Source organism: Janthinobacterium sp. GW822-FHT07H10 (assembly GCF_058798675.1).
This window is the reverse complement of record NZ_JBXAKS010000010.1, coordinates 157,125-169,782: the sequence shown is the minus strand read 5'-3', so window position 1 is coordinate 169,782 and position 12,658 is coordinate 157,125. Positions and strand designations below refer to the sequence as shown.

Annotated in this window: 10 protein-coding genes; 7 read left to right on the top strand and 3 right to left on the bottom strand. The window is 64.5% G+C overall.

The window, feature by feature from the left end; all coding sequences use genetic code 11:
* Positions 1-24: 24 nt before the first annotated feature.
* Together AC1RDJ_RS21595 and AC1RDJ_RS21590 are read right to left on the bottom strand one after the other, a co-directional pair.
* Positions 25-1,422 carry a cytochrome ubiquinol oxidase subunit I gene (locus tag AC1RDJ_RS21595; RefSeq protein ID WP_493028633.1) on the bottom strand — a complete coding sequence of 466 codons (1,398 nt, stop codon included), beginning with the start codon at positions 1,420-1,422 and terminating at the stop codon, positions 25-27.
* Positions 1,423-1,435: 13 nt separating this feature from the next.
* Positions 1,436-3,748, bottom strand: a complete 2,313-nt coding sequence (locus AC1RDJ_RS21590; protein ID WP_493028632.1) for an FdhF/YdeP family oxidoreductase — start codon at positions 3,746-3,748, stop codon at positions 1,436-1,438.
* Between the two features lie 197 nt (positions 3,749-3,945).
* Here AC1RDJ_RS21590 and AC1RDJ_RS21585 point away from each other — a divergent pair, with 197 nt between their 5' ends.
* Entirely contained in the window at positions 3,946-4,224 is a 279-nt protein-coding gene (locus tag AC1RDJ_RS21585; RefSeq protein ID WP_071324652.1) for a helix-turn-helix domain-containing protein, read from the top strand.
* 155 nt (positions 4,225-4,379) lie between these two features.
* On the top strand, positions 4,380-5,462 hold the full coding sequence (moaA, locus tag AC1RDJ_RS21580; RefSeq protein WP_493028671.1) for a GTP 3',8-cyclase MoaA: 1,083 nt from the start codon (positions 4,380-4,382) through the stop codon (positions 5,460-5,462).
* A gap of 14 nt (positions 5,463-5,476) precedes the next feature.
* On the opposite strand, the gene AC1RDJ_RS21575 is transcribed toward moaA, so the two are convergent.
* Complete coding sequence (locus tag AC1RDJ_RS21575; RefSeq protein ID WP_493028631.1) at positions 5,477-6,898, bottom strand: aminotransferase-like domain-containing protein; 1,422 nt, start codon at positions 6,896-6,898, stop codon at positions 5,477-5,479.
* Between the two features lie 192 nt (positions 6,899-7,090).
* Here AC1RDJ_RS21575 and AC1RDJ_RS21570 point away from each other — a divergent pair, with 192 nt between their 5' ends.
* The 5 genes from AC1RDJ_RS21570 to AC1RDJ_RS21550 all read left to right on the top strand — a co-directional run bounded on the left by AC1RDJ_RS21570 (position 7,091) and on the right by AC1RDJ_RS21550 (position 12,621).
* Positions 7,091-8,053 (top strand): Dyp-type peroxidase, encoded by a 963-nt coding sequence (locus tag AC1RDJ_RS21570; protein WP_493028630.1) that lies wholly within the window; start codon positions 7,091-7,093, stop codon positions 8,051-8,053.
* A 58-nt stretch (positions 8,054-8,111) separates the two neighbouring features.
* Positions 8,112-8,495 carry a hypothetical protein gene (locus tag AC1RDJ_RS21565; protein WP_071324649.1) on the top strand — a complete coding sequence of 128 codons (384 nt, stop codon included), beginning with the start codon at positions 8,112-8,114 and terminating at the stop codon, positions 8,493-8,495.
* 117 nt (positions 8,496-8,612) lie between these two features.
* Complete coding sequence (gene msbA / locus AC1RDJ_RS21560; protein ID WP_493028629.1) at positions 8,613-10,448, top strand: lipid A export permease/ATP-binding protein MsbA; 1,836 nt, start codon at positions 8,613-8,615, stop codon at positions 10,446-10,448.
* A gap of 158 nt (positions 10,449-10,606) precedes the next feature.
* Positions 10,607-11,737 (top strand): toxin-antitoxin system YwqK family antitoxin, encoded by a 1,131-nt coding sequence (locus AC1RDJ_RS21555; protein ID WP_493028628.1) that lies wholly within the window; start codon positions 10,607-10,609, stop codon positions 11,735-11,737.
* Between the two features lie 44 nt (positions 11,738-11,781).
* Positions 11,782-12,621: a toxin-antitoxin system YwqK family antitoxin gene (locus AC1RDJ_RS21550; protein WP_493028627.1), complete on the top strand. Its 840-nt coding sequence runs from the start codon at positions 11,782-11,784 to the stop codon at positions 12,619-12,621.
* Positions 12,622-12,658 lie beyond the last annotated feature (37 nt).

The following is a 12,658-nucleotide window of genomic DNA, read 5'->3' as shown; positions in this document are numbered from 1 at the left end:
CTCCTTGGTTGATGGGGGCGCATCTCAGTGCGTGGTCTTCAGCAGGGCGCCGACGGCATGGGCGGCCTCCGGCGGCGGCAGCGTCACGTCGGGGCCCTTGCGCAGCCATTTCTTGGCGAACACAAAGAAGGTGACGAACAGCACCAGGTAAAACACGCAGAACATCAGCATGCTGCCGGCCACGGCGGGGGCCGCCACGTCCGAGACGGCGTCGCGCGTGCGCAGCAGGCCGTAGACGACCCACGGCTGGCGTCCCACTTCGCGCACGATCCAGCCGCATTCGACGGCGATGTAGGGCAGCGGGATGGTCAGTACCCAGGCCAGCAGCAGCTTGCGGTTGCGCAAAAATGCTTCCACCCGTCCGCCCTCCTTGCGCCACACCACTACCGTCCAGAACGCCAGCAGCACGAACCACATGCCGATGCCGGCCATGGCGCGGAACGCGTAGTACAGCAGCGGCAGCATGGGCGGCTGGTCTGCGCGGGCGATGTCGGCCAGGCCCGTGATCTTGCCCGTGGCGCTATGCGTGGCGATCACGCTGAGCATGCCGGGCACTTCCAGCGACCAGTCGTTCTTTTGCTCCGCCTGGTTGGGCCAGGCCAGCAGCGACCAGGCCGCGCCCTCGCCATCGCGGTTCGTGTGCCAGTGGCCTTCGATGGCCGCGCCCTTGGCGGGCTGGGTCTGGAAGACGTCGACGCCGCTGGAGTCGCCCAGCCACACCTGCAGCGGCGCGATGACGAGCAGCAACATCAGGGCCAGCTTGAACGAGCGGGCGAAGAAGGCCGGTTCGCGGCGCTTGAACATATACCAGGCGGAAATGCCGGCGATGACGAACAAGCCCGTTTCTACGGCGGCCACCCACATGTGGCCCACGGCCCAGGCCATGTCCGGGTTGAAGATGGCGGCCACGTAATCGGTGACGATGATCTTGCCGTCAACCACGCGCACGCCGGCCGGCGTCTGCATCCAGGAATTGGCGACCATGATCCAGAACGAGGAAATGCTGGAACCGAGCGCCACCATGCCGGTGGCAAACAGGTGCACGCCCTTCGGTACGCGGCCCCAGCCGAACATCATGATGCCGATGAAGCCCGCTTCCAGCATGAAGGCCATGGCACCCTCGAAGCCGAGGATGTTGCCGATGAACTGGCCCGAGTGGTGCGAAAACGGCGCCCAGTTGGTGCCGAACTGGAATTCCAGGGGGATGCCGCTGACGACGCCGACGGCAAAGTTCAGCACCAGCAGCTTGCCCCAGAAGCGCGCGTGGCGGTAGTACACAGGGTCGCTGGTGCGCAGCCACAGCGCCTCGACGACGAACAGGAACAGCGACAGGCTGATCGTCAATATGGGCCACAGGATGTGGAAGATGGCCGTCATCGCGAATTGCGCGCGCGACAGGTCCAGCGTATCGAAACCGAACATGGCGATCTCCTGTTCAGCTGATGGCGGCCGAAGGCGCCAGCAGCACGGGGATGGATTTGAAGGTCGGCGTGCGCGAACCATGGCCCACGCTGTCGAGCGGCACCAGCGGATTGGTTTCCGGGTAGTAGGCGCCGATGCAGCCGCGCGGGATGTCGTACTCGACCAGCAGGAAACGGTCGGCCCGGCGTGCTATGCCGTCATGCCACACGCCGATCAGGTCGACCCAGTCGCCGGCCGCAAAGCCCAGCATGGCCAGGTCGTCCTTGTTGATGAAGACCACGCGGCGCTGGCCGAACACGCCGCGGTAGCGGTCGTCCATGGCGTAGATCGTCGTGTTGTACTGGTCGTGCGAGCGCGTGGTCATCAGCACCATCAGGCGCTCGCCATATTGCTGGCGCGCACGGTGGATCGGCGTGTCCTGTTCCACGGCGTTGACGAGGAATTGCGCCTTGCCGCTGGCCGTCTTCCACACGCGTTCGCGCGAGGCGATTTCCAGGTGGAAGCCACCGGGCTTGGCCACGCGCAAGTTGTAGTCGAAAAAGTCGTCGAAGACCTGTTCGATGGAATCGCGCAGCAGCGCATAGTTGCCCGAGTAGCGCAGCCAGTCGATCTTCGCGCTGCCCAGGGTCGCTTGCGCCATGCCGGCCACGATGGCGATTTCCGAGCGCAAATTGGGCGAGGCGGGCTGGTTCATGCCGAACGAGATGTGCACCATGCTCATCGAATCTTCCACCGTCACGCCCTGCGCCACGCCCGCCTGCACGTCGATTTCCGTGCGGCCCAGGGTGGGCAGGATCAGCGCATCCTTGCCGTGCACGAGGTGGCTGCGGTTGAGCTTGGTGGCGATATGCACGGTCAGGTCGCACGAGCGCAGCGCGTCCCAGGTGCGCGGCGTGTCCGGCGTGGCCATCGAGAAATTGCCGCCCAGCGCGACAAACACTTTGACTTTCTTTTCCAGCATCGCCTCGATGGTGCCGACGGCGTCGTAGCCGTGGTGGCGCGGCGGCTCGAAGTTGAAGACGAGGCCCAGGCGGTCGAGGAATTCCTTGGTCGGCTGTTCCTCGATGCCCATGGTGCGGTCGCCCTGCACGTTCGAATGGCCGCGCACGGGGCACAGTCCCGCGCCGCGCTTGCCGATATTGCCGCGCATCATCATCAAGTTCGACAGGATTTGCACGGTGGCCAGCGAATTCTTGTGCTGCGTCACGCCCATGCCCCAGGTGGCGATGACGGCCTTGCCCTTCACATAGATCTGCGTCAATTCCTCGATCTTGTCGCGCGCCACGCCCGATTCGGCCAGCAGCAAGTCCCAGCTTTCGGCGCGCAGGTCGGCGGCGAAGGCGTCGAAGCCGCTCGTGTGCTCGGCGATGAAAGCGCAGTCGAGCACGCGCTCCTGGCCGTGGGCGACGGCGGCGTCATCGAGCTCGATCACGCGCTTGGCCATGGCCTTGATCAGCGCGAAGTCGCCGCCCAGGGTGGGGCAGATGAACAGCGAGCAAATGTTCGTGCTGCCGCCCGTCAGCATTTCCAGCGGATGCTGCGGGCTCGTGAAGCGCTCCAGGCCCCGCTCGTGCAGCGGATTGATGGAGACGATGACGGCGCCGCGGCGCGACGCTTCGCGCAATTCGCCCAGCATGCGCGGGTGGTTGGTGGCCGGGTTCTGGCCGAACAGCAGCAGGGTGTCCGCATGCTCGAAATCGTCGAGCAGCACCGTGCCCTTGCCGATGCCCACCGTTTCCGGCAAGCCGCGGCTCGTCGCTTCGTGGCACAGGTTGGAGCAATCGGGGAAGTTATTCGTGCCGTAGGCGCGCACGAAGAGTTGATACAGGAAGGCCGCCTCGTTGCTGGCGCGGCCCGACGTGTAGAAGGCGGCCTGGTTGGGGTCGTCGAGCGCGTGCAGGTGGTGCGCCACCAGGGCAAAGGCATCGTCCCAGGAAATGGCCTGGTATTTGTCGCTGGCGGCGTCGTACACCATGGGGTCCGTCAGGCGGCCATGTTGTTCCAGCGCATAGTCCGACTGTTCCATCAGCTGCGTGACGGTGTGCTCCTGGAAGAACTCGGGGCGCACGCGCTTGCTCGTCGATTCGGCGGCCACGGCCTTGACGCCGTTTTCGCAGAATTCGAACGTCGACGCGTGTTCGCGGTCGGGCCAGGCGCAGCCGGGACAGTCGAAACCATCGGGCTGGTTTTGCTCGAACAGCGAGCGGTAGTTGCCCGCGCTGACTTTTTCCTTGAACAGGTTGATGGCCACGTACTTGAGGGCACCCCAGCCGGCCGCGGCATGGGTGTAGGGCGCGATGCGCGCGTCGGACTTTGGCTTGCTCATGATGACTCTCCTGGTGATATGCGATGGGACAGTCACATGGTAGGGGCGGCGCGCTGCCCCGTAGGCGCACAGTTCCGGGCAAAAAAACAGAGTACAGATGGGGCGCGGGCGATTTGCGTCGCGCCGGCACTGTCCCTGATTTATGATGCAGGCGAGGGCAGTGCAGCGTGCGCGCCCGGTCTTGCGCGAGGAAGAAGATGCAACAGGAAAATGCGGGAATCGACGAGGCGCTGGTGGCGTTGCTGGCGCTGTTGTGGCAAGCGCGCCAGGACGCGCCGGAAAAGCCGTGGTCGCTGGCCAAGCTGGCCAAGCGGGCGGGAGTACAGATGAGCACATTGTTGCGCCAGCTCAATGCACTGTCCAGCGCGGGACTGGCGGTCGTGGCCACGGCCGAGAATGGCGGCGGCAGCGCGTTGCTCAGCGCGGCGGGGGCCGAGCTGTGCGCCAGCATATTTGCCGCGCCGCCCGCGCCATAGCGGCCACGACGCGCGTCTGTACTCTATCGCCGGAGGCCGGACTGTACCTCTAGAAGGATCGCCATCGGCCTTATGCTGGACGCTGACGATTGAATAAGCAGGGGGCGCAAATGAACACCATACTGTATCCGCAACAGGCGATCTGGCAGCCCGGCATGCCGCTGGCCGCCGACGAGTTTGCCGCAGGGCCGGTCCATGCACCGTTTGAACCGTGCGTGGACATGCTGGGCCGCCCATTGACGGACTTGCGCATTTCCGTGATCGACCAGTGCAATTTTCGCTGCACCTATTGCATGCCGGCCGAGCTGTATCCCAGCGACTATCCCTTCCTGCCATCGAGCGAACGCCTGTCCTTCGCACAGATCGAGACCATGGCGCGCGCCTTCGTGCGCCTCGGCGTCGACAAGATCCGTATCACGGGCGGCGAGCCGTTGCTGCGCAAGAACCTCGAGCAGCTGATCGAGCGCCTGGCGCGCCTGGCCACGCCGGATGGCCGCGCCGTGACGGTGGCGCTGACGACGAATGGCAGCTTGCTGGCGGCCAAGGCGCGCGCGCTCAAGGATGCGGGCCTGGCGCGCGTCACGGTCAGCCTCGATAGCCTGGACAATGGCATTTTCCAGCGCATGAACGGCGTCGATTTTCCCGTCGAGAAAGTGTTGCACGGTATTGAGGTAGCGCAAGCCGTGGGCCTGAACCCCGTGAAGGTCAACATGGTCGTGCAAAAAGGCGTCAACGACAGCCAGATCCTGCCGCTGGCGCGCCATTTCCGCCATACGGGCGTGGTGCTGCGCCTGATCGAATTCATGGATGTGGGCGGCATCGGTGCCTGGTCGCGCACGCATGTCGTCACCTCGGACGAGGCGCGCGCGCTGATCGAAGCCGAGTTCCCGCTGCTCGCGCAGGCGGATGGCAAACCCGTGTCGCACGAGACGGCCAGCCGCTTTCACTACCGCGACGGCGGCGGCGAAGTGGGTTTCATTTCCAGCGTGTCGCAGCCGTTCTGCGGCGATTGCAGCAGGGTGCGCGTATCGTCGGACGGCAAGATGTTCCTGTGCCTGTTCGCCCATGATGGCGTCGACCTGCGGCCCCAGCTTGACTCCGCACCAGGGCTGGAAACCGTGCTGCGCCAGCACTGGCAGCGCCGCGGCGACCGCTATTCGGAAGTGCGCGGCGCCCTGGCCCAGCTCGGCGAGCGCAAGCAGTATCGCACCGTGCGCATGTCGCTGGTGGGCGGCTGACGGCGCGGGAACGGCTACAGGAATTCGGTGATGAGCTTGCCCAGCAGGATGATCGCTTGCTCGACGCCCACGCTCCACGGATAGCTGTAATTGAGGCGGATGCAATGCTTGTAGGCATGACTGACGGAAAACATGCGGCCCGGCCCCACCGTGATCCGGCATTCCAGCGCGCGCCGGTACAGTTGCATGGAATCCACATTACCGGGCAATTCCACCCACAGCACGTAGCCGCCCTGCGGGTGCGAGATCTTGGTACCGGCAGGAAAGAAGCGCTGCACGGCGGCCGCCATGATGCGCGCCTGCTGGGCATAGGCCTTGCGCACGCGGCGCAGGTGCTGTTCATAGCCATCGTTTTGCAGGTATTCGGCGATGGCCAGCTGCGGAAACGACGAGGTGGTCAGCGTGTTGAGGAATTTCAGTTCCTCGACCTTGCCGCGGTAGCGTCCGGCCAGCGCCCAGCCCACGCGGTGCGCCGCGCTCAGGCTCTTGGAAAACGAGGCGCAGTGCAGCACCAGGCCCTTGCGGTCGAACGATTTCAGCGACGAGGGGTGGGCGTCGCCGAAATACAGTTCGTTGTAGACGCCGTTCTCGATGGCGGGCACGTCGTGCCGCTCCAGCAGCTGGTACAGGGCCAGCTTGCGCTGGTCGGACATCTGGAAGCCGAGCGGGTTCTGGAAGTTCGGCATCACCATGACGGCGGCGATCGGCTGCTGGGCCATGATGTCGGCCAGCGCCTCGATGCTGATGCCTTCATACGGGTCGGTGGACACTTCCACCACTTTCATGCCCAGCCGCTCGACGGCCACCAGCATGGCATAGAAGGTGGGCGATTCGACGGCGATGGTGTCGCCCGGCCTGGCCACGGCTTGCAGGCACAGGTTGATCGCTTCCGTGGCGCCCACGGTGACGATGATTTCATCCGGATCGACGGCCAGGCCGTTTTCCAGGTAGCGGCGGGCGATTTCGCGTATCAGTTGCGGGTTGCCCGGCGGCAGGTCGTCCGTCACGCTCCAGGCGCGGTTGCGGCGCGCCACGCTGCCCGCATACTGGTTGATGCGTTCCCAGGGAAACAGCGACGGGTCGGGGTAGGGCGAACCGAGCGGGATGGCGTCGTTCAGGCCGATCGAGCGCAGCGTCGACAGCACCAGGCGGCTGACGTGCACTTCGGCCGGCACGGGGCTGGGATGCGACGCCTGCATGCACATGGCCGGCGTGGCCGCGTCGCTGGCGCGCTGGCGCACGAAGTAGCCGGACTGGGGCCGGCTTTCAATCACGCCCATGCTCTCCAGCTTGACGTAGGCGCGCAGCACGGTGGTGATGCTCAGCTTGTGCTGCTGGCTGGTCTGGCGCACCGAGGGAATGCGTTCGCCGGGCAGCAGCACGCCCTTGGCCACCAGTTGTTCGATGTCGCCAACGAGCTTTTCATACAGTTTCATGCAGTGGTATCCGTGTTTGTATTCTTGCTCTACGTCATTGCATTATCTGCCAAATCATGGCCGGGAATGGCTTTTTGTCGGCGCTGGCGGGGGTAAGGCGGCTGCGTGCCATCGCATGTTGCCGAAATGAAACGGGCATTTGCCGCTTCCTGGTTTAAGATCGATAGACAGAATGAAAGGGAAACACTGGCCATGGCTATTCCACAGAGCATGTTGTCCATCGTCGCGCGCGACGAAGTGCATTTGCAGTTCACGCTGAAGGCGGGCGTCGCCATGGGATCCTTGTTCAAGGCCCTGGGCGCCTTGTGGAACGCGGGCACGACGGGCATCGGCGACCCCACCCTCAACCGCCATCATCAATTGACGGGCGGCACGGCCAATATCGTGCTGGGATTCAAGCCCGAGCTGTGGCGCGCCGCGTCCGCGGCCGGCCTGCCGGACAATCTGCACTCGTTTGCCGACGATCTCGTCGGCATCAACGGCATGCGCGCGCCCGCCACCCAGCACGACCTGTGGGTGTGGATCACGCAATCGAACGCGGCCACCCTGTATGACAGCATGCGCGCGGCCGTGACGTTGCTCGGTCCTTACGCCGACCTGGCCAGCGAGCAGGTGTGTTTCCCGTACCATAACAATGTGACGTTCGACGGCTTTGCCGACGGCGTCGCCAATCCGAATCCGTTTCGCGCCAATGGCGTGGCCATCATTGCCGACGGCGACCAGGGGGCGGGCGGTTCCACCGTGCTGCTCCAGAAATGGCGGATGGACGTGGAGCGCCTGCGCGCCTTGCCCGTGCACGCGGCCGAGCAGGTGTGGGGCCGCACCAAGGCCGGCAGCCACGAATTGTCGCCGCAGCCCGAGGATAGCCATGTGGGGCGCAACCAGTTCCGGCGCAACGGCGAGGAAGTCGATATCGTGCGCCGCAATGCCAATTACGGCAATGCCACGGAAGCGGGCATCATGTTTGTCGGTTTTTGCAAGGACATCACGGTGACCATGGGCATGTTGCGGCAAATGTATGGCGTCGGCGACGACGGCGTCGCCAGGACGGACCGGCTGCTCGATTTTTCCACGGCGCTGTCGTCGGCCATCTATTTCGTGCCCGGCATCGACGCCCTGTTGAAGATGGGTGTTTCGCCTGCGGATCCCGGTTAAGCTGCCGTTGCCGGTACAATCGCCAATTATTGACCAGTCACCCCACAGGAGTCTTCCGATGCGTATCCCTACCAAAAAACTGCTGTCCGCCCTGATCGTCGGCAGCGTCGTCGTCAGCGCCGGCGCCTCGGCCGTCGGCCTGGGCTTTCTCGCCGACACGCCCATGGCGTATCTGAACAAGAATGACAAGCCCGTGTTCGTCAAGGCCGTGACGGCCGTGCTGAACGAGAAAAAGGATGGCGAAACGACGCCATGGAGCAATGAAGGCTTGCGCAATTCCGTGCGCATCCACGCCGACATCACGGCCAGCGACACGGAAAAGACCGATGCCCAGGTATGCCGCAAGGTGCAGGTGGCCTTGAGCGCCAAGGGCCAGGAACAGACCCTGAAGCTGAAAGTGTGCAAGAGCGGCGCCGAAGCGTGGAAAGTGGCGAAGGTCTGATGCCCCTGTTTTGATTGCGCCACACCCTGCCGTGTATTTTCCCGGCAGGGCGGCGACTTTCTCATAGGCAAGCTACACAGCGGTTAGAATCACGTTTTACCTTCATCTTTCCCCCGCATGCAGCAAAGTCGCCTCCTGTTTTTCCGCCTGGCCAGCCAGTTCCGCCGCTATGGCGCCATCGTAGCCGGCACCCTGCTGGCCGTGGGCGTGGCGTCCGCCACCGATGTGTTATTGATCCGGCAATTGCAAAACGTCGTCGACGCCATGCGCGACACGGCCAGCGCACAGGTGGCGCCCGTGTCCGGCGTGATGGGCATGTTGCAGGGCTGGGTCGACCGCTTCCTGCCGGCACAGGCGGGGCAGGTGGATATCTGGGTGATACCCGCCACCATCCTGGGCCTGGCCGTGCTGCGCATGGTGTCGAGCTTTGCCGGCGATTACGGTTCCGTATGGCTATCGAGCCGGGTGCAGGCCGACCTGCGCGAAAAGATGTTCGCCACCATCATGCGCCTGCCCAGCCGCTTTTTCGACACCACCACCACCAGCCTGACGCAGTCGCGCGTGGCCTTCGACGCCAGCCAGGTGTCGCAGGCGGGCTTGAATGTGCTCAACGTGATGGTGCGCGATTCCGTCGCCACCATCGGCTACCTGATCTTGCTGTTCAGCATAGACGTCAAGCTGGCCCTGTTCTGCATGGCGTCGATGCCCATCGTGGCCCTGGTGGTGACCCTGGCGGGACGGCGCATGCGCCACCTGAGCAAGAGTTCGCAGCAAGCCGTGGGCGAGCTGACTTCCGTGCTCGACGAAAGCATCGGCGGCCAGCGCGTCGTGAAAATATTCGGCGGGCAGGATTATGAGCAGGCGCGCTTCGTCGACGTGGTCAAGCGCAACCGCCAGCTGGCCGTCAAGCACGCGGCCACCTCGGCCATGAATTCCGGCTTCATCATGATGCTGGTCGGCATTACCCTGTCCTCCGTGATTTATTTCGCCATGCTGCGCGCGCAAAGCGGCGCCATCACGCCGGGCGCCTTCGTCGCCTTCATGGGCGCGCTGATGGCGATGCAGTCGCCGATCAAGAACTTGACCAAGATCAATGAGCCGCTGCAGCGTGGCCTGGCGGCGGCCGAATCCGTGTTCAGCCTGATCGACACGCCGCTGGAACCGGACCCGGGCGCCATCGCGCCGGCCACGGTGCAGGGCAACCTGTCGCTGCGGAACGTGGATTTCCGCTACAACAGCGACGATCCCGATGCGCCCACGGCCCTGAGCAATATCTCGCTCGACATCCGCGCCGGCGAAACGGTGGCCCTGGTGGGCGGCTCGGGCGGCGGCAAGACTACCTTGCTGGGCCTGCTGCCGCGCTTCTATGACGTCAGCGGCGGCCAGATCCTGCTCGACGGCGTCGACTTGCGCGACTACGCCTTGCTGGCCCTGCGGCGCCAGTTCGCCCTCGTCAGCCAGGACGTGATCCTGTTCAATGACACGATGGCGGCGAATATCGCCTATGGCGACTCGGCGCCGGACCAGGACAGGATCGAAGCGTCGGCGCGCGCCGCCTATGCGCACGACTTCATCATGCAGCTGCCGCAAGGCTACGCCACGCAGGCGGGCCAGAACGGTTCGCGCCTGTCGGGCGGCCAGCGCCAGCGCCTGGCGATCGCGCGCGCGCTGTACAAGGATGCGCCCATCCTGCTGCTCGACGAGGCCACCAGCGCGCTGGACACGGAGTCGGAACGTTCGGTGCAGGCGGCGCTGGAAGTGCTGATGCGCAACCGCACCACCATCGTCATCGCCCACCGATTGTCGACCATCGAAAGCGCCGACCGCATCGTCGTCATGCAGGGCGGGCGGCTGGTGGAATCGGGCAGTCATGCGGCCTTGCTGCAGCAGGGCGGCGCGTATGCGCGCCTGCATGCGAGCCAGTTGTCGCCCGTCAAGGACGGCGTGGCTTGACGTGCGGCGCGCCTGCCGCGCCAGCCAGCCACGAGGCCGGAACCGGACCAGCAGGTCCGGTTCCGGCTTTTTTTTGTCGGGAGCGGCAATCGTGCCCGTGGCGAACGGCGCTTGCCTTTATGATGGCAGCCGCAAGGCAATATGAGCAATGGAGCAACATGAAGAACCGACAGACGATGCGCTGGCTGCTGGCCGCCGCGATGGGCATGAGCACGGCCTTGCCGTTGATGGGGCAGGCGCAGACAGCATTGCCGGCGACGGCGTCCGATCAGGCGCAAGAGGAAGAACAGACCATGTATCTGGATGAAAATTTCGTACCGAGCAATCAGCGCCGCGCCGCGTACGCGCTGCGCACGCCGCCCGTGCGCGACGAGGCGCTGGGCGCCTGGCATGTGCGGCTCGAATTTCCCGACACGCCGGGCGTGCCGGCCTTTGAAACCTATGCCACCGACCTGGACCTGAGCCAGATCAAGTTCGTGCGTTTTCGCAAGTATTACTACGAGAGTGGCCAGCTGCTGCGCGAGACCTACTTCAATGCCCAGGGAGAGGAGCTGCTCGGCGGCTGCGTGTACTTCGAGAATGGCCAGGTGCAGCAGAAGGTGACCGCGCTGCCGAACGGGCGCGACAGCATCTCGGAAACGTATCACGAGAATGGCCAGCTGATGAACCGCACGCTGTATCACGGCGACGAGATGGCCGATGGCGAGCATGTGTCGTATGGCGCGAATGGGGCCGTCAGCAGCCGCTCGTATCAACGCAATGGCAAGATGCATGGCGTGCAGGAATTGTTTTATGCGGACGGCAAGCTGCACCGGCGCGGACGCTTCGTCGATGGCAAGCGCGAGGGCGAGTTTGTCCGGTATGCCCAGGACGGCAGCGTGCTGGCGATGACCGTCTGGGTGCACGACCAGCCCGACGGCTGGTCGTTTGAAAGCCATGACAATGGCGTCGTGTCGAACAAAACGCTGTACCGGAAGGGCGCCGTGCTCAGCTTGCAAACATGGGCCCCGAATGGCCGGCCCAATTTTGCGTGGCAGAAAGACGCGCAGGGGCGCGACCACGGCGATACGACCGATTGGCATGCAAACGGCGTGCGCGCCAGCGTGACCCCGTTTGTCGCAGGCCAGCGCCACGGCCTGCTGCAAATCTGGCATACCGATGGCAGCCTGCAGCAGATCGTGCCCTATGAACACGGCAAGAAGCACGGCATCGAGCGCCACTGGGACAAGGCCGGCAAGCTGGTGCTGGAGCAGGCGTGGCAGGATGGACAGCCGGTGGCCGTCAAATAGCGCTCAATTTCATGACAGGGATCAGCATGCGGTATGGACAGACTATGCGGACCATGCGCCTGGCGCTGATGGCGGCGCTGATGACGGCCGTGCCGCTGGCGGCGCAGGCGCAGGTTCCGGATGCGCTGGCCGGCGGCACGTCATTGTATGAAAATGGGCAGGTCAGGCAGAAGGTGACCCGGCTGCCGAACGGGCGCGACAGCATCGCCGTGACGTACCATGAAAATGGCCAGCTGATGCACCGCATTCGCTACCACGGCAGGCAGATGGCCGATGGCGAATATGTGTCGTACGGGCCGAATGGCAAGGTGAGCAGCCGCGCCTTCCTGAAGGGCGGCAGGATGCATGGGCGGCAAGACGTGTTTTACGCCGATGGCACGCTGTTCCAGCGCAGTCATTTTATCCATGACAAGCAGGATGGCGAGTTCCTCACCTATGCGCAGGACGGCAGCTTGCGCGCGCGCAAGGTCTGGGTGGACGGCGAACCCGATGGCTGGTCGTTTGACAGCCATGACAATGGCCAGCTGGCGCAAAAGGCCCTGTACCGCAAGGGCAGGCTCTTGAGCATGCAAAAGTGGGGCAGCAACGGCAAGCCATCGGTCGCCTGGCGGCAGGATGCGCAGGGGCGCGAGCAGGGCGACGTGACGCAGTGGCATGACAACGGCGTGCGCGCCAGCGTGACCCCCATGCGCGACGGCCAGCGCCACGGCTTGCTGCAGACATGGTACGACGACGGCAGCCTGCAGCAGCTCGTGCCGTACGCGCACGGCCAGAAGCACGGCATCGAGCGCCACTGGGACAGGAATGGCAGGCTGGTGCAGGAGCAGGCTTGGCAGGCTGGGCAGTTACTGCCTGCCGGCCAGGCGGAAGTGGGAGCGCGCTAGCCGATGCAGGTATCATGTAGGGATTCCGGTCCGCCAG

Excerpts from the sequence above, each read along its gene's own strand:
- AC1RDJ_RS21595 (WP_493028633.1), bottom strand. The coding sequence starts at position 1,422 with ATGTTCGGTTTCGATACGCTGGACCTGTCGCGCGCGCAATTCGCGATG.
- AC1RDJ_RS21590 (WP_493028632.1), bottom strand. The coding sequence starts at position 3,748 with ATGAGCAAGCCAAAGTCCGACGCGCGCATCGCGCCCTACACCCATGCC.
- AC1RDJ_RS21585 (WP_071324652.1), top strand. The coding sequence starts at position 3,946 with ATGCAACAGGAAAATGCGGGAATCGACGAGGCGCTGGTGGCGTTGCTG.
- moaA (WP_493028671.1), top strand. The coding sequence starts at position 4,380 with ATGCCGCTGGCCGCCGACGAGTTTGCCGCAGGGCCGGTCCATGCACCG.
- AC1RDJ_RS21575 (WP_493028631.1), bottom strand. The coding sequence starts at position 6,898 with ATGAAACTGTATGAAAAGCTCGTTGGCGACATCGAACAACTGGTGGCC.
- AC1RDJ_RS21570 (WP_493028630.1), top strand. The coding sequence starts at position 7,091 with ATGGCTATTCCACAGAGCATGTTGTCCATCGTCGCGCGCGACGAAGTG.
- AC1RDJ_RS21565 (WP_071324649.1), top strand. The coding sequence starts at position 8,112 with ATGCGTATCCCTACCAAAAAACTGCTGTCCGCCCTGATCGTCGGCAGC.
- msbA (WP_493028629.1), top strand. The coding sequence starts at position 8,613 with ATGCAGCAAAGTCGCCTCCTGTTTTTCCGCCTGGCCAGCCAGTTCCGC.
- AC1RDJ_RS21555 (WP_493028628.1), top strand. The coding sequence starts at position 10,607 with ATGAAGAACCGACAGACGATGCGCTGGCTGCTGGCCGCCGCGATGGGC.
- AC1RDJ_RS21550 (WP_493028627.1), top strand. The coding sequence starts at position 11,782 with ATGCGGACCATGCGCCTGGCGCTGATGGCGGCGCTGATGACGGCCGTG.